The sequence below is a fragment of the Enterococcus sp. S183_ASV_20 genome, assembly GCF_018919685.1.
Classification (GTDB): Bacteria; Bacillota; Bacilli; order Lactobacillales; family Enterococcaceae; genus Enterococcus; species Enterococcus faecalis.
In genome coordinates, this window is sequence record NZ_JAHLRI010000023.1 from 23,227 (window position 1) to 44,148 (window position 20,922).

11 protein-coding genes, 12 tRNA genes and 3 pseudogenes are annotated in these 20,922 nt (G+C 32.1%); 2 read left to right on the forward strand and 24 right to left on the reverse strand.

Translation table 11 applies throughout. From position 1 onward, the window contains the following. The 11 genes and pseudogenes from KQI94_RS09470 to KQI94_RS16800 all read right to left on the reverse strand — a co-directional run bounded on the left by KQI94_RS09470 (position 1) and on the right by KQI94_RS16800 (position 13,716). Positions 1-2,076, reverse strand: coding sequence for a RecQ family ATP-dependent DNA helicase (locus KQI94_RS09470; protein WP_002369697.1), 2,076 nt, complete (start codon positions 2,074-2,076; stop codon positions 1-3). Between the two features lie 205 nt (positions 2,077-2,281). Further along, positions 2,282-3,025, reverse strand: coding sequence for a Qat anti-phage system TatD family nuclease QatD (gene qatD, locus KQI94_RS09475; RefSeq protein ID WP_002369699.1), 744 nt, complete (start codon positions 3,023-3,025; stop codon positions 2,282-2,284). Further along, positions 3,026-4,300 carry a Qat anti-phage system QueC-like protein QatC gene (qatC, locus tag KQI94_RS09480; RefSeq protein ID WP_002389742.1) on the reverse strand — a complete coding sequence of 425 codons (1,275 nt, stop codon included), beginning with the start codon at positions 4,298-4,300 and terminating at the stop codon, positions 3,026-3,028. Then, positions 4,293-5,015, reverse strand: coding sequence for a hypothetical protein (locus KQI94_RS09485; protein ID WP_002369701.1), 723 nt, complete (start codon positions 5,013-5,015; stop codon positions 4,293-4,295). The genes qatC and KQI94_RS09485 overlap by 8 nt, the downstream gene beginning before the upstream one ends. Next, positions 5,015-6,847 (reverse strand): P-loop NTPase fold protein, encoded by a 1,833-nt coding sequence (locus KQI94_RS09490; protein ID WP_002369702.1) that lies wholly within the window; start codon positions 6,845-6,847, stop codon positions 5,015-5,017. Before KQI94_RS09490 ends, KQI94_RS09485 begins: the two co-directional genes overlap by 1 nt. Before the next feature lie 295 nt (positions 6,848-7,142). Next, the gene (locus KQI94_RS09495; protein ID WP_002369703.1) at positions 7,143-8,864 is read right to left on the reverse strand and encodes an ATP-dependent helicase; all 1,722 of its coding nucleotides are present in this window, start codon (positions 8,862-8,864) and stop codon (positions 7,143-7,145) included. Then, a complete protein-coding gene (locus KQI94_RS09500) occupies positions 8,843-10,945 on the reverse strand; it encodes an AAA family ATPase (RefSeq protein WP_002369704.1) in 2,103 nt (700 codons plus the stop codon). The genes KQI94_RS09495 and KQI94_RS09500 overlap by 22 nt, the downstream gene beginning before the upstream one ends. A gap of 84 nt (positions 10,946-11,029) precedes the next feature. Then, positions 11,030-11,461, reverse strand: coding sequence for a hypothetical protein (locus tag KQI94_RS16545; protein WP_253296165.1), 432 nt, complete (start codon positions 11,459-11,461; stop codon positions 11,030-11,032). A 111-nt stretch (positions 11,462-11,572) separates the two neighbouring features. Continuing rightward, positions 11,573-11,956, reverse strand: coding sequence for a helix-turn-helix transcriptional regulator (locus tag KQI94_RS16550; protein ID WP_253296166.1), 384 nt, complete (start codon positions 11,954-11,956; stop codon positions 11,573-11,575). A gap of 10 nt (positions 11,957-11,966) precedes the next feature. After that, positions 11,967-12,665 (reverse strand): helix-turn-helix transcriptional regulator, encoded by a 699-nt coding sequence (locus KQI94_RS09510; protein ID WP_002389744.1) that lies wholly within the window; start codon positions 12,663-12,665, stop codon positions 11,967-11,969. A gap of 271 nt (positions 12,666-12,936) precedes the next feature. Further along, positions 12,937-13,716 (reverse strand): annotated as a pseudogene (locus KQI94_RS16800) (site-specific integrase). Here KQI94_RS16800 and KQI94_RS09525 point away from each other — a divergent pair. Beyond that, positions 13,657-15,062, forward strand: a pseudogene (locus KQI94_RS09525) (IS3 family transposase). The pseudogenes KQI94_RS16800 and KQI94_RS09525 overlap by 60 nt on opposite strands. A 572-nt stretch (positions 15,063-15,634) precedes the next feature. On the opposite strand, the gene KQI94_RS09530 reads toward KQI94_RS09525, so the two are convergent. Continuing rightward, a complete protein-coding gene (locus tag KQI94_RS09530; RefSeq protein ID WP_002369713.1) occupies positions 15,635-18,418 on the reverse strand; it encodes a DUF4062 domain-containing protein in 2,784 nt (927 codons plus the stop codon). Between the two features lie 238 nt (positions 18,419-18,656). Between KQI94_RS09530 and KQI94_RS09535 the strand changes: the two are divergent. Further along, positions 18,657-19,548 (forward strand): annotated as a pseudogene (locus KQI94_RS09535) (Arm DNA-binding domain-containing protein). Between the two features lie 142 nt (positions 19,549-19,690). Here the strand turns inward: KQI94_RS09535 and KQI94_RS09540 are convergent. The 12 genes from KQI94_RS09540 to KQI94_RS09595 all read right to left on the reverse strand — a co-directional run bounded on the left by KQI94_RS09540 (position 19,691) and on the right by KQI94_RS09595 (position 20,841). Continuing rightward, positions 19,691-19,774, reverse strand: a tRNA-Leu gene (locus KQI94_RS09540). Between the two features lie 13 nt (positions 19,775-19,787). Further along, positions 19,788-19,858, reverse strand: a tRNA-Cys gene (locus KQI94_RS09545). Positions 19,859-19,883: 25 nt separating this feature from the next. After that, positions 19,884-19,955, reverse strand: a tRNA-Gln gene (locus tag KQI94_RS09550). A gap of 14 nt (positions 19,956-19,969) precedes the next feature. Further along, a tRNA-His gene (locus KQI94_RS09555) sits at positions 19,970-20,042 on the reverse strand. A gap of 36 nt (positions 20,043-20,078) precedes the next feature. Beyond that, positions 20,079-20,152, reverse strand: a tRNA-Trp gene (locus KQI94_RS09560). 4 nt (positions 20,153-20,156) lie between these two features. After that, positions 20,157-20,237 (reverse strand) — tRNA-Tyr (locus tag KQI94_RS09565). Positions 20,238-20,242: 5 nt separating this feature from the next. Continuing rightward, positions 20,243-20,315 (reverse strand) — tRNA-Phe (locus KQI94_RS09570). Positions 20,316-20,360: 45 nt separating this feature from the next. Further along, a tRNA-Asp gene (locus tag KQI94_RS09575) sits at positions 20,361-20,436 on the reverse strand. 10 nt (positions 20,437-20,446) lie between these two features. Next, positions 20,447-20,519 (reverse strand) — tRNA-Val (locus tag KQI94_RS09580). Positions 20,520-20,546: 27 nt separating this feature from the next. After that, positions 20,547-20,618: transfer RNA gene (locus KQI94_RS09585), tRNA-Glu, on the reverse strand. A gap of 17 nt (positions 20,619-20,635) precedes the next feature. Then, positions 20,636-20,724, reverse strand: a tRNA-Ser gene (locus KQI94_RS09590). Positions 20,725-20,767: 43 nt separating this feature from the next. Next, a tRNA-Asn gene (locus tag KQI94_RS09595) sits at positions 20,768-20,841 on the reverse strand. Positions 20,842-20,922: the final 81 nt, after the last annotated feature.

A 20,922-nucleotide genomic window follows, 5' to 3' on the forward strand; every position in this document is an offset into this window, starting at 1 on the left:
TCAATTTCCACTCCCTGTTTTGACTAGTGCAAATGGATAGACCGCATTCGCGCCGGCATTTAATAATTCTGCTGCAATAACTGTAAAAGACCATTTCGAATCAACCATATCATCAACTAATAAAATTGTCTTTCCAAAGACCTTATCATTATCAATTGTTATAGATTGCTTAATATTCTCCTGTTGTTGAACCTTATTTAACAATGTTTTTTGCTCAGCAGCAATACTTGTTTTTTGGATGGCATTCTCATAAGGGAGTGAAAGTAAAATAGCTAGATCATTTGCAAAATCTGGAACCAAATCTGGACGTCTAAGACTTGGTACTGCCAACACTTTATCAATCCCAGATACTATAACTTTGTCTTTAAGATACTCACTTGATGCCTCTACAAGTTCTTCAGAAAAATGTTCATATTCATATTTGCCAGCGCTAACTTTTTGTCCCAATTCTGAATAGTAATCATCAGATAGCGTCCATCCTTCTTTCATACGCATTGCTTCATGAATATTTCCACCGGTTGCCCATTGTTTTCGTGGCAAAATTCTACCATGTCTATTTCTCAAATATTCCTTAGCAGCTTTAAGATTTTGAGGATGAACATCTGTTGAAACAAGTTGAATGCCAACACAATTTGTACAAATCTCACATCTTTCTTTTACATCAGGAGCATCTAATTCTTCAGCAACAAATTTCATACTACAATGTGTAATTTTTAAATACTGCTTTAACTGTTCTAACTCTACTTGTCTCACATCATTAAGCTGCTTTTGCTTCAAACTTTCGTTTACACTATCAAACGTAGAATTAACATTGCGTCTATATATTGAATTATCTTTATAGATATGTTCATGAACTCTTAAATAATTTAATGCTTTAAGCAATTTAGATTGTTGAACATTCAACTCTGCCATCATCTCGCTAAGTTTTGCACCAGTGGTAGTTAATTCTATAATACTATCTAATAATTCCGGATCAGCCTGCGCATTTTTAATAAAAAAATTAATTATTTCTTCATCTTCACTTCCATGAAGTAAAATTGCATAAGCAAGTTTACCGTCACGACCTGCACGACCTATTTGTTGATAGTACGAAATTAGATTTTGTGGCAATTGATAGTGGATTACAAACCTAATGTCGGATTTATCATAACCCATACCTAATTTGATAGTAGCTACTAAGATCCTAATTTTGCCCTTATCAAAGTCATCCATACGACTCTGGGCAATATCATTTCCAGTTTCATCTTTACCTAACCCAGAATGATATGATTTTGCTGAAATCATTCGTTCTCGTAAGAAACTAGCAACAGTTTCACAGTCTCTTTGAGTTAAGCAATAAATAATGCCTTGACCATCTTTTAATTTTTCATCAGAATATAAACTCTGCGCCAACCATGCCAATCGCTCTTCTCTATTTTGATAAGGGTTAATCTGAATTGCTAATCTCTCTCGAATCAAATCTCCTCTTACAACAACCAGATTATCTCCTAATTGTTTTTTTATATCTGTAATGACACGATTATTAGCTGTCGCTGTTGTACCCAAGATCGCAATATTATCAGGAAAGTTCCCTAACAATTTAACAATTCTCTGATAATCTGGACGGAAATCATGTCCCCAATCCGATATAGAATGTGCTTCATCAACTACAAAAAGCTGAATATCACAAATGTCAGCTAAATATTCTATAAATTCTTCATTTGATAGTCGCTCAGGAGAAACAATAATTGCATCATAGGTGTCCAAATTATCATATATATCATCCCACTCGTTTCTATTGTCGCTGTTTATAGTTACTGCATTTATACCCAAAACCAAAGCAGAGTCTACCTGATTTTTCATCAATGCTAAGAGTGGACTTACAATAATAGTAGGTCCCGCCCCGTTTTGTCTTAAAATCTTCGTAGCAATAAAATAGACAATGGATTTTCCCCAGCCTGTTTTTTGAACCACCAAAGTCTTTTCTTTTTCTACTACAGAAACTATCGCTTCTAACTGACCATCTCGAAATTCTGCATCAGGTCCATATGCCTGCTTAAGTAATGCAATTGCTTGTGTTTTTATCGATTTTGACATTTCTTCCCCTCCATTCGCTTGTGTTCCATAAAATACATCTTAACATAGAATCTATATTGATAGATGATCTATTAATAGATATGCAAATTTAGATCTCCTATCAATTAAAAACATTTGATCTAAAAAAACAGAAACAACTTTCTATCTTAGAATACGCCTCAATCTTTATAAATTATTTTTTCTATCTATGCTATTATTAATTGCCCTAAGTTGAATACTCTCTTTCTAGTATACTAGTTTGATTTTTTTCTATTATATCTAACATGTCTTTTCTCGTATATGACTTCAACTGCGCTGTCTTCTCTACCAATTTTTCAAAATATTCATTTGAAAAGTTTGTTTCATCTGAATATCCAAATGGAAAATCGGTTTCTAGCAAAATCCTTTCTTTTGGAATCATAGCTAATAAATTTTTACCGTTTTTCGATGAAAGCATCTTATGGTTAAATGAAAAATAGCAATTCAACGCAACAGCTTTTTCAGCTTCATCAAGATTTCCAGAATACCAATGTAATATCTTTTTACTGTACGGGTATTTGCTAATCAATGAGATGACTTCCATTTCTGCTCTTCTCGAATGGATTGTAAGAATTTTATCTCTATGTTTATCACATAAGGAAAGAATTTCTTCGAATATTTCAGCTTGTTTTATAAAAGATTTCTTGTGCTTTACACTACCATCCATTCCAATTTCACCTATATATCTTGTTTTCTCTATCAGCTGTTTAAATTCTCCTAATTGATCAGGAAATTGTGACACTAGCTCTGGATGATATCCCAGTGCATGTTTTATATACTGAGTTTCTGGGAGAATAACTTTATTTTTTTGAAATAATTTAGGAAGGTTTGTAACTGCTATAGTGTATATTTTATTATTATTAATTTCTTTTGAAAAGCTATTACGATTTTTCGACAAATCTAAATGGCAGTGAGTATCTATAAATCTCATTTATTCTCCCTCATAAAGTAATCTCCTAATCTCTTCCATACCTTCTTCATAAACACTTACATATTTTTTTATATCGGATATTAGTGAGCCTGACCTTTGAACAACCATAAAATGATTGGATTTCTCATATTTCTGTAAAGCTATTCTCAGAGCATTATGGGTTTCCTTTCCAATTTTATTCTGATAGTTAAGATAACGATAAAGCGTAGGATCTGGCGAGCAGAATTCGTTAATAGATGCTCTTCTGATGGTACAAGGAATACAATACCCGCAATGTATTGGATCAGAACAGCCACTCCATCGAGCTTGTTCTGGATGGGAACAAGACATGGTATTGATAATATTTCTAGATAAAAATTCTTTATCTAAACAATTATTCATCATTTGTCCTTTTGTCAAAAATTGATATGGATTTTCTAATCGGACATTAATTCCTAAAATATTCAAAATTTTCTGAAATAGATTCATATAAAATGGATGAGTAGTTCTTGTACTACTACTGCCATTTCTTGAAAAGTACAGTGGAATATTTAATGATACAAATCCATTTTCAGGAATAATCAATTTAGCATTATCTGGTGTTAATGCTATTGCATGTGCAAAAAACATAAATGATCTGCTTCTTGTGGTCGGCTCATCCTGACCAGTTGGTGTCTTCATAGCTGCAGAATAGAATGAAAAAAAGTTACTTAGACTCAAAGATGAAAAATGATTAATCATTTCTTTAACTAACAAATCTTGGTATCCTTTTGTTCCTTTACTTCCACCTCCATAATGGCTGACAAATAATGTATTCGACGTAGTTTGGCCCCTCAATATATCTATTGATCCAATAAAAGAGTCTAAACCACCAGAAAACATACAAACTTGTGAATAAAAATATTCCGGTTGATTTTCAACAAATTCAAATAATTTTGATTCTCGCTCATTTTTTTTACGATCAGTAAAATTTATTTCCCAGATATCTCCAGTTAAAAAATTCAAAAGTTCATTAAGTAGATTTCTTACTCTATTCCAATGTGACAAGCATATCACCGGAATAGTCAATTGAATTTCTCTAGTCCAAGCATCTAATGCATTAGACCTCGATATTCGACGATCTGCTGCGTAAACAAAATTAGAAATATACAATAAATCTAATCTAATTTCATCTACAACATAACAACTATTTGAAAAAACTTGTTCTAGAAATGTATCTCTATAAGAAGTTGACAATTCCATATCTATATTAAAATTTAATTTTCCAGAAGATATTGTTGCTTTATTATCACTCATAGTATCCACCTACAATTTCAAATGCATCTCTAAAAACTTTGTCAATAATTTTTTGAGGCCTCTGGTTAAGTTTAGAGTTTTTCAACATCACATAAATAGAACTATCAACATAGTCTCTCAATTCTTGTTCTTTCATTTCCAGCATCAAGGGGTCATCTGCATACTTCTCCACACCATAACCCAAATCTTTTAATAGTAAACCTGTAATATAATTAACAAAATATTCACACAAAAGATCATCAAAAATATTTCCTGAAATACTATCAGCAACTTCCAAGTCTACGTTTTGTTCATCTACTAATCTATAAAAGGATGACATAGTATCCAATGTTGCTTGTCTAGCAACCGCTTCTTCTTTTGAACTTCCAGTTGGAGCGACTTGATTAGCCAGTTCTGAAAAGATTTCTTGAAGAGATTTTCCTTGGACAGAAATTTTAAATGCTTCTAAAGTTTGTTTAAGGCCTTCATTATTAATCTGATTAAACAAATTTACAGTGTTCTTAAATCCTGTTTTTCCACCTATTGAAGAACTCGCTAGACTACTGTTACCCCCGCTGGCTTTGACATATTTCCCAAATAATCTAGACGGCTTACCGCCTGTATTATTTATGAATCTTCCAAATTCAGTCTTTGCATTTTGCCAGCTATTATCATCGAAATCCTCTGGTAAAAGAGGATTCTGATTAGGTCCTGTAAAGGATGATGATGTCCCCATTAGCTCACCTCACTTTGTTGAATAGCTCTATCCAACTCACTATTTAAAGATCTCCAGCCATCAATAATTTCCTTAACCTGTGGATTTGGAGCCTTTTCGCTATTAAGATAGTAAGCTATATAAGGGGCTACTTCCAATCCAAATTTTACAGATTCAATAGTTCTCAAAAATATCAATGTATCTGAAAGTATATCCTCATTAACTACTATCCACTCAAAAAGACTTCGAAAAATACTACTATCAATTTTCCCATGCTTTTCAGTACTTGCAGTATCATTGGATAAAGACTTTGCAATTTCAATTTTATCAAATTGTGGAAGCATATCCCTCTTGCTTAAAGCTTGAGCAACCGATGATTTACTTTTTGAAGTAAGAAGCTTGTATACAACTAGTCCATCTTTACTAAGCTCCAAAGAGGTTACTTTTATTGGAGTTCTTAGAGAATCTCTTGTGAAAAAAAGATATCCTCTTAAATCAACTTGAGAAAGTGATGGCTTTAATTTCAACCAGTTTTCTCCCCAGTCATCTTCTAAAAAAGTCTTAAAAGTATTGGTATCTGTTGATTGCGGATCTACTTCTATATTCGACAGCTCCTCAATAATACCGTCGCTATATTTTGAAGCCAAAATAGTCAAATGTTCGAATGCCGCGGGTTTAAAATATTCAAGCAACATAATTTTGGTCAATGTCATTCTATCAAGAATTACACTATAAGAAGCAGCCATTATTTCTCGCATTTTCATTGAATTTAAGAAACGTTTACACTGACGAGGATTACCATTTAATCCAGTTGCTAACAAATTTGAAAGTTGTTGAGAAATTAGAAATACTTTTGATAATTCTTCAAAGTAATCTTCAGTCGAAAAATTTTCAACGGCAGCACCCAGTCTAAAATTAAAAAAATCCGCTTCTTTTAATTCATGAATCCTAACAATTATTGATCTATTCACTTCTTCATCAAACTCATCTTCAAGAAGTAAACAAAATATATAATATTCAGTATCGGTTGTGTTTAACCTAGGAATCCTTACAGGATATTGAATTAATTTTTCTAAATACTCTTTTCCTATACTAATCTGATTCCCTTTGATTTCAGCAAATCTTCTCTCAACAGAATATGATATATGTCGCTCATCAGCACCAATAATAAAAACTGTGTTTCCAGTGAATACAAAAAGTCGCATAGCCTCTAATGTTTCAATAATTGTATCTGGGCTACATCTGTCCAGCTCATCAATAAAAACAACAAGTTTATTAATCTTACTTTCCTTCAATAGGTTTGCAAAATTCTTTTGGAATTCTTTTAGGTCATTTCTTAAATTAGACATGCTCAATTCATCTTGAATTGATTTAGCAGTTTGCTCAAGCTGAGATTCTGTTAAGCTTTCTCCATTAATTGTTTTAAACTGTGAAGCAACTTGGTCTACCATAATCCCCACTCCACCAGTAGTCATCAAATCTGCAGCATAAGTTATACCTTTTTTTACCATCTTTATCTTATCAACACTCTTGTATAAACCACGTAAAAGCTGCTTACCTTTTGTTGTCAATGTACTATTTCCTTGAATGGAATCTAAAATAGTTTCAAGTAATACAGTTTTAGCATCTTCGTAACCTTCAAATATCCATCCATTGAAGTTAAGTGTAACTATATCGTTCGTTACTAGTTTATCAGTAGCCATTTTAATAAGACTTGATTTTCCTGATCCCCAATCACCATACACGCCTATTGTAGCTGGAAGCAATTTGTCATTATCAATAAGATCTGTAAGCAAATTCACAAGATATTCGAAATTTAAATAATCTATTTCGGTTTCACTATCACGCCACACAACAGAACTCCCCTTTCATTTTAAATTTATTCTAACAAATCATCTGGATCACAAATATCTCTATTTACTTCAGATTTTAAGACTTCTTCTGTTTCTTTGTCAATCGTTTCAATTATTCCTTTTACAGTCAAAAACAATATGTTATCGCGTTTTCACTCAAAATAGTGTTCTCCTGTATATCATTAATTCTAGATGTAACATTTCATTAGCTGTTTTCATTTTTTATGATTCTTCCTTAGAAGGGCTAAATTTTTCTTTTCAAATACTGGTAATTTTTAAATAATTTCTGTTCGAATCAGACATATACTATGTTGAATATATCCAATTTTTCCAGCTTAATACTATTTTTTTCAGATAAAGCTGGTATATTGATAAAGAGATTTTCTTTTGCTCTGCTAATAGCGACGAAATAGACACGATGATCTTCATTATCATTTATTGCTGGATCTAATAAAAATTGCAACTCTTTTTCTTCATTAAAATTGTCTTTATTATCAATAACCAACATAACATTCTGTTCCTCGTCACCTTTTGACTTGTGAATTGTTCTAAATAAGCTCCTTGTTTCATTCAAATCTACAGTACAAGCAATATCTCTATATAAGATGTTAGAATAAAAATCCTTTTTCTTCCCTCTAGTTATTTTTTTCTGAGTATAAAAAAAACCAAAAATAAATTTATTGTAAAACTCCAATAATGATAAACTTTGAATAGCCGAATAATTGTTTATTAATCTCTGCAAATTTTTTAAACTATCTCTATCAGTAAATTCTTTTTCCTTACGATAAGCTTTTAACATAGAACTTATCGCTTCCTTAAATCTACCTTCTTTTCCATATTCAATACTTTGAATTACATAATACAGTTTTCTACCTCTATCATCATCTTCAAATAATAAACTAAGCTTTAATTCCTCACTGTCTACATCTTCAACTCCATATTTCAACTGGTTTGGATTATCTTTTCGATATGTCAGTACTAATAAGGGACTATCAAGAACAACAGATTTTGCTTGTTGATATGCTGTATGCATATTTCCAATAAATAAGGTCGGTTTTTCACCTCTCTTTTCTTTTGGAGAAAATTGTTTCAAACTGGCATCTCTACTTACATGGTTCAGCAAATTAATTATTTCAACAGTACTTCTATTGTTTTCTTCCATCTTATATTGTCTTAAATCATTGATATCAAAATTTATGAATTCCTCTACATTAGCTCCTGCAAATTCATATATTGATTGACATTCATCTCCAATAACACCTACAATGGTTTCTTTATCTGCAATCTGCTTCATTATGTTATTTTGTATTGAACTTGTATCTTGAAATTCATCTATCATAATATAGGGAAATTTTGCTCTTATAATATCGACAATCCTACAGTTTTTTTCTAATATTTTTAAACTGAGAAATATGACATCATCATGATGAATCATTCCTTTTGCCCAACAAATTTTTTTGTAATCCATTAATGAATTTTTTTTAATAGAATATTTGCCCACTTTTCCCTGCCATACTTCCGGAAAACAAAGAATTGGATTTTCGTTAGTATCTAGTTTCCAAGTTATCTTTTGTATTTTTTGTGATGTTTCATTTAGATTTTCACTATTAATCAAATTAAATTGCTTTGTTACAGTCGCCCATTCACTCAATATAGAGTAACTAGGTATAATATCATCATGTCCTTTTATTTTTTCAAAATCGAAAGTATAGTCCTCGGATAATATCCATAAATAAGGTTTTACAATATGTTTGTATAAAAAGTTGTGAATCGTCCCGATCTCTACATAATCTAAGGATAGTCCTAATCTTCTTTTTAATGTTTCAGCAGCAATGTTCGTATATGTTATACATGCTACTCGTCTTAATTCTGAAATTTTTTCGGAATTTTTTATAACTTCTATTACATGATTCGCTAAAAGAGTTGTCTTACCTGCACCAGGCCCTGCACTTATTTTTAGATGGCTATCTATCGGAAGTAAACTTTTGCTAGTTATTAATTCTGTTGATGTATCCAATGAATTGCCTCCTTAATATATTCTGGGACATTTAATACTATCTGCTCCTCTCCTTCTCCAGGTTCATTGTTTTTTTGATTTATCATCATTATTTTTATTGCCAGTTCTTGAGCAACTACACCTTTGGATATTGATTCTAAATATCTAGTTGCTATTATATGTTTCATAAACTCTTCTTTATTGAAGTGATGGTCCTTATAAATTTTTTTTATTTCGTTATTAGTAGTATTAGAGCCTAATAATGCTACAAAGTCTTTTAGTTCTATACTTCCTACTTCACTATATTTTTCTATCAAATTCTTCAATTCTTTTTTATTAATTACACTATCCGTTATTAACTCCTCACACGTAGAGTTGTCTAATATCAATTGATACTCTAGAGTCGAACTGATGAACAGCGGTTGAGAAAAAAATTCGATATTATCACTCAAATTTTGAGCACTTTCAAGCATTAGGTTGGAATAGGCTTTATATTCATATACATTTGAATCTTGATATAAAAAAATCGGATGACATTTTTTCCAAGCAGCTTTACTATCTTCATCATCTTTCAACTTTCTAACAGGATCTATATCGGTGATACAGGCAATCTTTTTTTTCATAGCAAATTTTGATTTAGTTGAGTCAAAAAGTTTTAAGAAGTGATTAAAATATCTACCATTTAAATTAATAACAGAAACATGGCTGTCAACTAAATTTTTATCTAGCATATCTGCAAATTCTGGAACAAGTAATTGCTCAGCTAGACCTTCAACAAACACTAATTTTTTGGCAAAAAACATATCAGAACGAGTTACATCCAAAAATCTTTCTACAAACATTTTTGACTCTATATCTTCTTGAGAGCCATTAAAAGCTTTACCTGGATATGAAACTTCAATCCTATCTCCCCTATTCTCTACCACGATTAAACTATTGAGATCAACTGCTGCTGTTATGTTCGGGGAATGAGAAGTAACGAAGACTTGTCTTACTTCTTTCTCACTATTTAGATTCAAAAATTTTAATAGCTTATACTGCATTGTAGGATGTAGATGAGCTTCTGGTTCTTCAATTGCAAGTATAGAATAATTTTTAGCGTTCACTCCAAAATAGGTGCCTGAAGCATTTTTTTGCATTTTTGCTAGCAATAGTGATATATAGATTAAATTATTGTATCCTAAACCATTTTGAGCAGCTGGTATTTTGATACCGGTCTCGCTTTCAACAATCAATTTTAAAGCAGAGTAAAGCTCAGTATCTAATATCTTCCCTTCAAAAGTTGGTGTTAATTTCTCAAATGTAGCACCAGTTTGAGTTGCATATTTCAGCATTTCTTTTTTTCCAGATTTCATTCTTTTCTGGAGGTCATTTATTAAACCAGAAGCCTTTTTTGAAAACTCTCTTTTATTTTTTCTAATTTGAGTTAGCATCTCGTCTGAAGTCAAATCTTGATTATTTTTCACGTCATAATCAATAAAAAAATCAATTACTTCCTTAAGTAATGAATTATTGCCTCTATACATATCCCTTTCCACATCTCTAACTGCTTTTAAAAATTGAAAATCAAATGTCTTCAGCGATTCAGCATCTATTGTATTTTTATATTTTGGGTCCCCAATTAGTATATGATACTTAAATTTAGGAATAAAGCTATGCTCAATTTCGTTCCAATAGTCTTCAATTTCATTGCTATTCACAGTATTCATTATTTTTTTATATTCATCAATATATTTTTCTGGTAAATAATACTCATAAGTTATTCTTGCTTCATAAGGTTTTTCAATTTTAGTTAACCAAGTTGAAACAGTAATTAAATCATCTGAGTATTCTTCATCATCTTCAGATTCAGTCAGTTTAGCAGATATCACAATTTTGGGTGGCAAAGCCTTTATATCATCTATTGTGATATTCTTATAGAAATCACCTACAGACAATTTTTTCTTAGATCCATCACTAAATAAAAGCTCCATTGCTTTTATTATAGTAGTCTTTCCAGAATTATTTTGTCCTATTAAGACATTGATACTATTATTTAGTAGAATTTTAGTTTTATAATTAAAACCTCTAAAATTTTCAATTTCAAGTTCTGAAATAAACATGCTTTTTCACTCCTTTAAATAAGCATCCATAATATTGAAAATGTACTGTTCATATTAGTTCTTCTTTTCAACGTATGGTTTTATTCAATAAAACTTTACTTTATTGATATAATTGAATTTCTCTTTTGCAATACAATAATAGGCATCAATTCTCTGATCATTAAGATGATACTCATACAGTTCTTCAATTTCATCTGCATCTATTACTTTGTAATCAATGAGGCTTGGATACCCTCTAGACATCAATATTCGATATAAGAAGATTCCCGGCTCTTTGGGAAAATAATCTTTATTAATAAAAAACTCTTCATCAGAAATTGGTTCTGTAATAAGTTTTAAACCATTTTCAGTCAGATCATTGGCTAGGTATGTCACCATTTGATTTACCCATATCCAAAAGGTAATAAAACTTTTGACTATATTATATAAAATAGAAGATTTTGTTGAATCCTCAGATATTTTATTGTCGTTAAATGATGAATTTTCATTGCTATGTTGCGAAATATATTCACTCATTGATTCTCCAAGATGCTTTATAGTTTGGGAATTTATTCTTCTTTCATCAAGTATACCCATTACAAATGTATAATATTTTTCATAATCAAGGTTGGACAGCTCTTTCTTTAATTATGCATCAATTTCATCTAATAAATTTTGGCATGCAGCAGTAGGAAATACTAAGACTTGCTCTTTATTTATTAGTTGATACTTCTTATAAAATTCTTTCGGTGACTTTTCATTCACTAATTCCAATACATTTTTCCCCAAGTCAATTAGTCTTTCACTTTTTTCAATATGCTTTCGACGATTATCTAATAAATCGTCAATACTTATATTTAGATGAGAACAAATTTCTGGCAAAAGGTGTGTTGGAGGAATCATTTTTCCATTTTCCCACTTACTAATATATTGTGGATTTTCATCCAACTTTTCAGCTAAGACTTGCTGAGTCATCCCCATATTTTCCCTTGCTTCTTTTAATTTATTACCGATTATCAATCTTCTATTCATACGCTTGCTCCTAAGAAAAGATATTTTTTTTAACAAAATAATTACCTGTGATTACGCTATCTCCATTACTCTCATATAAGTAGTCTGATAATTCATAGGTAAACCAATAAAGTTCAGAAGTAATTCCTTCTTTAATCAGTGTCATTTCTTCAGCATCTAATATGGTTCTAGGATCATAATGGCTTCTTGATCCTACGTTATCTAGATGAATTATAATTGTTTCACCTGAATTATCAGTTGTATAAGTTTCCTTACACCTCTCCAGCCAATGAAAGAAGTGATCAACAAACTTTATTGCTTGATAATCATCACTTTTGTAAGAAAGAAGATCGTTAACCCCTTGCAGCTCAATATCATATCTCGGTACAGATTCTACTCTATCATTTTTCGTAATGTAAAAAATCTCCATTAAGTCTTTAATATTATCAATTTGCGAATAGTCTAAGATTTTTTTGCCAAAATTGTATAACGACTCTTGTGTGGTTTCCATAGGTTCTTTTTCTTCATCTAATAAGTCAGAAACCTTAACTTCAAAAAATTCTGATAAACATTGTAACTCAATAATATTGGGTAGCTCCCCCTCTTCCCATCGTTGCACTGTTTTTTCAGAAACTTTAAGCTCTGTTTTCTCTAGCAAACACATCACAAATTTTGCTCTAGATAGATTTAATTTTTCACGCTCATATTTTATTTGCGAATTAATATTCATATATTTCACCTCAAAATTATTATCTCAGATAGACAAAAGGAAATTAAGACCCGTTTTGACCAAATAATTTGGACAAAATTTGAATGTATCAAATTCTCAATCAGTGACCCCCATTTCTCCCTTACTATCTACTTATCCATATTATATAGAGTCTATATAATTCATTATACCAAGCAACTCATCAATTAATCATCAAATATATGCAAAAAATAAATAATAAAAGACAAATAAAAAATTGTACTAGTATTTTAACTCACTATACAAAAGTTACTTAATACAATGAATCCAAATTATCTGCCAGTTTTCGTTGTTTACTGGGATATAGATGATCATAAATATCATAGGTAATTTGAATGGAAGCATGACCTAAGCGTTCCTTCATAATGTACGGTTTTTCATCTTGATGAATCAGTAAAGCCACATGAGAGTGTCTAAAATCATGAATACGGATTTGTTTTAAACTCGGATCACGCTTTAAAATACTGTCATACTTTTTTCTTAACCTATCAGCATCAATTACCCGATATGGACTTTCTTCAAATATTCTTACTTCTAATATTGAGTGATTCTCCATATATTCGATCAATAGACCCATTTGGATAGTTTTCCATTTTTCCAACAATTCGAATAATTTGTTATGAATGGCTATTACTCAATTCCCAGCTGCCGTTTTTGGTTTACTAACAATTTCTTTTCCATTAAGTCTTATTACTGATTTATTCACAGTTATCTGTCCATGCGCAAAATCAATATCTTGCCATTTCAGTGCTAGCAGTTCCCCTTTTCGCATTCCTGTAAAAAAAGCAAGATGAAAAAACAGGCGAAATACTTTTTCATCTTCTTTAAACAATTGGTCAAATAGTAAAAAGTCATCCAAGGTCCAGAACTGACCCAATAAACTGAGACAAAATAAAAAAGCACCTCTTGTTGAATTCTGAAGTGACCCCCAAAAGTTAGACCAAAAATCTAACTTTTGGGGGTCGTTATTTTTATGGCAAAATATAGTTTTGAATTTAAAGTAAGAATGGTTCAGAAATATCTGAATGGACAAGGAGGATACCGTTTTCTAACAAAAAAATATGGTATAAAAAATCATGCACAGATACAGACGTGGGTGAATACCTACAAAGAATTTGGTAAAGAAGGACTTCTTAGAAAACGCCAAAATCAAAATTATTCTGTTCAATTCAAGTTAAATGCGATAGAGTTATATCAAACAAGTGAAATGTCCTATCGCGAGGTAGCCAACGTTCTAGGAATGAACAATCCTCCTTTAATCACCGCCTGGGTACGTAAGTTTCGTGCAGATGGCGTTGAGGGACTTTCAAAACCGAAAGGACGTCCCACAAAAATGCCTAATAAAAAGAAAGTATCAAAAATAACGTCTGAAGAAGCTGAACGTATCAAGGAATTGGAGAAACAAGTACGTTCACTTCAAATCGAGAATGCCTTTTTAAAAGAATTGAGGAAGCTGCGAAAACAGGAGGCCCAACAAAGACGCAAGAATCAATTGCACGAATCATCGACAGCCTCCGAGGATCATTCAAATTAGTTGAGCTTCTTGAAACATTGAACTTTCCTAAAGCCACTTATATGTATTGGCAAAAACGCTTTAATCGCTTAAATCCAGATCAAAAAATCGAAGATGAAATGTTAGAGATTCGAAAAGAACACAAAGACTACGGTTGCCTGAGAATGACGAAAGAATTTAAACATCGTGGTTTCCATGTAAATAAAAAGAAAGTGCAACGTTTACTAAAAAAATTAGGACTCGAAGTAACGTCATACACTAGAAAATCCCGACGCTATAACTCTTATCGTGGTAAGATTGGTATTGTTGCTCAAAATCGTATCCGTCGTCGATTCTATACAAGTATCTGTCACCAAAAAATCACGACTGATACAACAGAATTTAAATATTATGAATTGAACGATAAAGGGATTGTTTGTCAAAAGAAACTTTATTTAGATCCCTTTATGGATTTATACAATAGTGAAATTCTTTCTTATCGCATATCCGAAAAGCCTAATGCGATCGCAGTCATGGATGGATTAAACGAAGCAATTGAGCGAACGAATGATTGCCCTTTTCGTAGAACATTCCATTCAGATCAAGGATGGGCGTATCAAATGAAAAATTACAGTAATAAATTGAAGCAACACAATATCTTCCAATCTATGTCCCGAAAGGGGAATTGTTTAGATAATTCCCCTATGGAAAATTTCTTTGGTCTTTTGAAACAAGAAATTTTTCAGGGGAAGATTTATCATAGTTTTGGAGAACTTAAAAGGGAAATCGAGCAATATATTTATTATTACAATAATAAACGAATGAAAAAGAAATTGAACTGGCAAAGCCCTGTTCAATTTCGAATAGCAGCTCAAGCTACCATGTAAAAAATGGTATAAAAAAGAGTGGAACTCTCCACTCTTTAAAAGTCTAACTTTTTGGGGTCACTACATGTGACTGCCTGATTATTTTTCTTTTTCATCTCTCTTCTCCATTCTTCAAATTTTTCACTTCCTTTTCTTTGTTGGCGCTCGAATCAATTTTTCATCTGTCACCGCCATTCTTATGGATAAGCCATAGCAACATCACATTGATTATCGGTTGCTTGAGTCACAAGCATCATAGGATTTTTCACCTCTCCCCTTTTTATGGCGAGCTTCACAGAAGTATCATTATCCTTCCTGTTCTTCCTTGCATTAAACTGACTAAGCTTAACTTCTCTTAATAAAGAATTCGCTCAGCAAAAATGCGTCTTGGCGTTTATTAAAAGATCGCTCCAAACAAGAAATGTGTTACCGATAACTTGTATTCAATTTTCAAAGAACAACTGTTTCTGACTATTAACAACAGTTGATTCTTTGAGAAGGACACAAAAAAACAGCTTTCAATAGGTGAAAACTGCTTTTTTCTTAACTCTACAAGCTTCATTTAAATTTTTGTCTATGCGCATCAATATTTTTTATTCAGACTTACTAACTAATTGTCTTATATAGTAATAATTATCTTGAGCAAGCGAACTAATAATACCGTCAAATTTTATCTTATAGTCTTCATTACAAATTAATATTTTAGCTACAGTTGCTCTGACTCTCATATCGCTATCTTCAGCCAGTAAAAGAACCTTATTAAAATATAAGTTACTATTTTCATTATCGAAAGAGCTTAACAAGAACAAAGGCTCTACACTTTTCCCTCTTAATTCATTATTATCCTCTTCAATAAAATTAAAAATTACGAATTTTAAAACTAATAGTAATTCCGGATTAATTTCAATTTTTCTATCTCTGTAACAATGCAGAATGTGGTTTATAAATCTAAGTGATCTTATTTTCTCTACAAATGAACGACTATTTAAGTTTAATAATAGTTCATACTCATTTTTCTTATACAAAAAAATCTCCAACATTTCTATATTAAGTAAATATGAATAGTAACTTTCTTCCAACGGAGTATATTCAGATGACTGGTTCTTTACTTCTTTAATATTATCAATTTCAAGTATCTTTTTTCCACTTTCAACTAGATTTGCAAATCTCTGGTCATCTGTTTCAATTACTAAAAGGCATAATAAAAAATCTAATGCATCATTCTTCAAATCTATCTGTACGAAACCAGAATCCATAACCTTTTCTATACACATTAATATTTTATCAACTTCTTCTGTTGTTATAACTTCTTTTGCTTCATTTACTGTAATTATTAGCTCATTGAAAAGACTTGTTCCGTAACTCAATAATCCAGGATTACTTTTGTCTAAGTCTAAACTTTTCTCGATTTTCTTTATACTTTCAACAATCCAAGTGTCGATATTCTCTTTCAAAGCTTGATCATGTGCTCTTTGATAATCGTTCTCATAAAAATGAATAGAATTCTCTTTTAAAAATTCAGAAATTTTTTCTTTTGAACCTTCTATTTTGATTGAAAAATTCAACAAAAAATTATTAGTCTTTTCATTTAAGCGAATTAATTCCTTTTTAACTAAGTTTGAAATTTTTTCGAGAAATACATCTAAGAATTCTAAGGTGATATCTTCATTATCCTCTCGAATCATTTTATCCAAAATTTCTATAAATGATTCGTAAAACCTTAGAGCTTTACCATCTAAAATATACTCAAATGTTCTAAGAATTTCTTTTCCATTTGAAATTCTACTTACGTTTGAATGGATAGCTTCGAGAATTGCATCTACCTTAAATATAATTAATTCATCTTTTGTTAATTCCTCATTAAGCGCAGCAATTATTTCATTAAAAACTTCTATAAATCTCTTTTCATCCATAAATTTTCCGATGTTTTTAAACATAATCGCATAGTCCCGAACCTTCCAATCGCGTTGTTTCTCTTTTATTAATCCAAAGAAATTATAGATTTTGTCATAGCTACAGGACTTAATTAATTCTCCATGTTTAGTGATGACTTTTGAAAAAATATCCTGTTTATTGGATACAACTAAAAAGTCTAATGCTTGTTCACCATAATAATAATAATTAGTGTTAGTATAGTAGTTTAAAAAAATCTCTGATAAGTCGCTAAAAACTACCTCAACATGGATGATAGAGCAATGACTTATTGAAGCAATATATTGTTTATACAAATAACGATCAACTATAAGTTTTAAAGAATTACCATAAACAACTGAAAACTCTGATCTCAGACTGTCTTTATTCCTTTCTTTGATTATTTCATGAAATGAACTTTCTCTAAATCTATCTACTAATGGGTAGTAAAGAGGTTCCTTGATATTTGAAATTTTTTCTTGAATTCCTTTGTTAACACGAATAATATTCAATGGTTCATTTTTCTTTGATTCTAAATGACGCAAATCAATTAAGACATCTTGGATATACCATTTTGGAATCTCAGAATCACCTGCTTCTTCGTATAAGTTCAAAAGAATCTCATATGCCTCTTCATATTCCCCTTCATGATACGCACAGAAGGCCTTTGCTCTCTTTTCAAGATAAGGATGTATGCTTTCTTCAAAAAGATCTTTCCTTACTAGTTTAGACCAATCTAAATCTAATATTTTCTTCTTATTCAATCTATATAAGAAGAAATTAGAATATACTTTATCATACTCATTTAAATTTTCAGTGAATATTTCATTTTCACTGTTAATTCTAGAATCTGCAAATTGTTCAAAAATGGATCTCGTTTTTTCATATCCAAATTTGTCTATCAAAAGTCCATTTTTCAAAAAACTATCAGGCAATGAATTAATTGATTCATCTTTCTCTTCTATCAGTTCAACAGATCTCTTCATATGAAAGTTTGAATAGTTTTCTAATACATCACATATAACTGATTCAACAGCAAGATCAACTATCTCTGCCAAAGAGGCTGTAGATTTATACCTTACTCCCTCAGGGCCTTGAAGTTCTTCTTGAATAGTTGTCATTTTACCATTTTCATAAATTATATATATTCTAGGTTTATCAATTTCTTTTGCTCTCTTATGTTCTTTCATAACAGCTTCGGTTACCATTCCATCTCTACTATCAATAAGAAAAAGTATGATATCACTTCGATCAATTTTACTCAAATAGCTGTCTTGAGAAGAAGAGGAAGAAGCCATTGCTTCTTCAAAAATATATACATTGAATAAACCAGTATCTTCCAAAATCCGCTTAATTGATCTTCTTATAATATTGTACTGGTTTATTTCCTCTTTAGTTGAATCTAAATTGCTACATCTAGAACTAATAAATATCTGTAATTTACTATCCTGACTACTAATTCTCATAGTTCCTCCTCTTGTAATGTTTTCGTAATGTCTAGTTCATTATATTAAAATCTTTAACCTTAAGCAATCTAGAAAAATTTTGAGAAAAGTTCTATCAAATTGTTCGCTTCAGAACATTGAATAAGTTCCTAAAAACCAAATTTCAATTAGACTTTCTAAATTTCATATAGTATTATGTAAACAAAGAAATTCAACTATTTAACTCATGTCAAAATCCTTATTCGAAAGGATGATTGACGTGACAGTAAGAAAATCAAAAGACAAGAAAACTTGGATACTAGACATTTCTGTGGGACCTAATATAATTACGGGAAAGAGAAAGCGGATTGTCAGAAAGGGGTTTGCAACTAAAAAAGAAGCTGAGGAAGAAGAACAAAAAATCAATATTTATATTCTTAATGATGAGCCTGATTTTGACCATATCCGCATTGACCCTCTCTATGAGTTGATGAAGAAAGAGGATAGTAGAAATCAGCGGAAAGCTAGCTATATTCAAACACAAGAATATAACTACAATCGACATATCAAGCCCTATTTTAAAAATGCGATCATTGCTCATTTAACATATGAACACATTGATGAATTTCGTGAGTCTTTATTAAAAAAAGAGCTAACGAATAATAGTATTAATAAGATTTTGATTCTACTCAAAAAAATACTGGATATGGCATTAAGAAAAGGCTACATCAAAGATAACCCATGTATCCACCTTAGAAAGTTGAAAACTGAAGCCAAGAAGATGAAGTTTTGGACTGTTCAAGAATTTATGAAATTCAAAGTTCTATTTCACGCAGATGAACTAAATTTTCTATTATTCTTTTCAGTCTCATTCTTTACTGGAATGCGTTCTGGAGAATTGTTGGGATTGACTTGGGAGGATCTTCACTTCAATCGTTCAGAAATAAATGTAAATAAGACCTTAGTAAAACTTAAAGTCCATTATTCAAAAAATACGAATTCATGATTTCAGACATTCTCATGTTGCACTTCTTATCAATAATAACGAAGATCCATATATGATTAAAGAACGGATTGGACATGCATCAATTACAACCATTTATGATTTATATGGACATTTGTATCCAAGTAAGCAGTTAGATACTGATAACCGACTGGATAACTTCTACTAATATTTTGTTATTTAATTCTAGTATCAAAAAGTAAAGTTACCAGAAAATGGCATACTTTTGGCATACCCGATTAAAAAAAATGCGGAAAACAAAAATTGGTATAGCTAAACGAATCTCTCGGAAACGTCGCTATACCAATAAATACCGGCGGCCGGGGTCGAACCGGCACTCCCGTGAAGGAACTGGATTTTGAGTCCAGCGCGTCTGCCAATTCCGCCACGCCGGCAAGATATTTTGGAAGGCGGTAACCGGATTTGAACCGGTGATGAAGGTTTTGCAGACCTCTGCCTTACCACTTGGCTATACCGCCATATTCCATTTTTGTTACAAAAAAACTGGGGTAGCTGGATTCGAACCAACGCATGACGGAGTCAAAGTCCGTTGCCTTACCGCTTGGCTATACCCCAATAAAATTACAAAGGGCGACCGATGGGAATCGAACCCACGAATGCCAGAGCCACAATCTGGTGTGTTAACCACTTCACCACGATCGCCGTAATCTTAAAAAGTGTATCTATTAAATAATTAAATGGCAGGGGCAGCAGGAATTGAACCCACACCAACGGTTTTGGAGACCGTTGTTCTACCTTTAAACTATGCCCCTAAAATGGAGGAAAGTGGATTCGAACCACTGAACCCTAAGGAACGGATTTACAGTCCGTCGCGTTTAGCCACTTCGCTATTCCTCCATAAATGGCGTGAGACAGAGTCGAACTGCCGACACACGGAGCTTCAATCCGTTGCTCTACCAACTGAGCTACCACGCCTAAAACAAAAGCTTGTTCAAATAATTTTCAAGTAACAACATTAAATGGCGGTTCCGACGGGATTTGAACCCGCGATCTCCTGCGTGACAGGCAGGCATGTTAACCCCTACACCACGGAACCAACCGAGTAATGGAGGTTAACGGGATCGAACCGCTGACCCCCTGCTTGTAAGGCAGGTGCTCTCCCAGCTGAGCTAAACCTCCAAAAAGGAATGTTACTATTAAAATAAATGACCCGTACGGGACTCGAACCCGTGTTACCGCCGTGAAAGGGCGGTGTCTTAACCGCTTGACCAACGGGCCAGTTTGTAAATATGAAACGGAGAGTAAGGGATTCGAACCCTTGAGACAGTGTTTACCGCCTACATGATTTCCAATCATGCTCCTTCGGCCTCTCGGACAACTCTCCATAGCTGAAAGAAGCACATACTCATGATATTTCATATGTTAAACTCCGGCAGTAGGACTCGAACCTACGACATCATGATTAACAGTCATGCGCTACTACCAACTGAGCTATGCCGGAATAATCGCGTGGCGACGTCCTACTCTCACAAAGGGAAACCCTTCACTACAATCGGCGCTAAGAAGCTTAACTTCTGTGTTC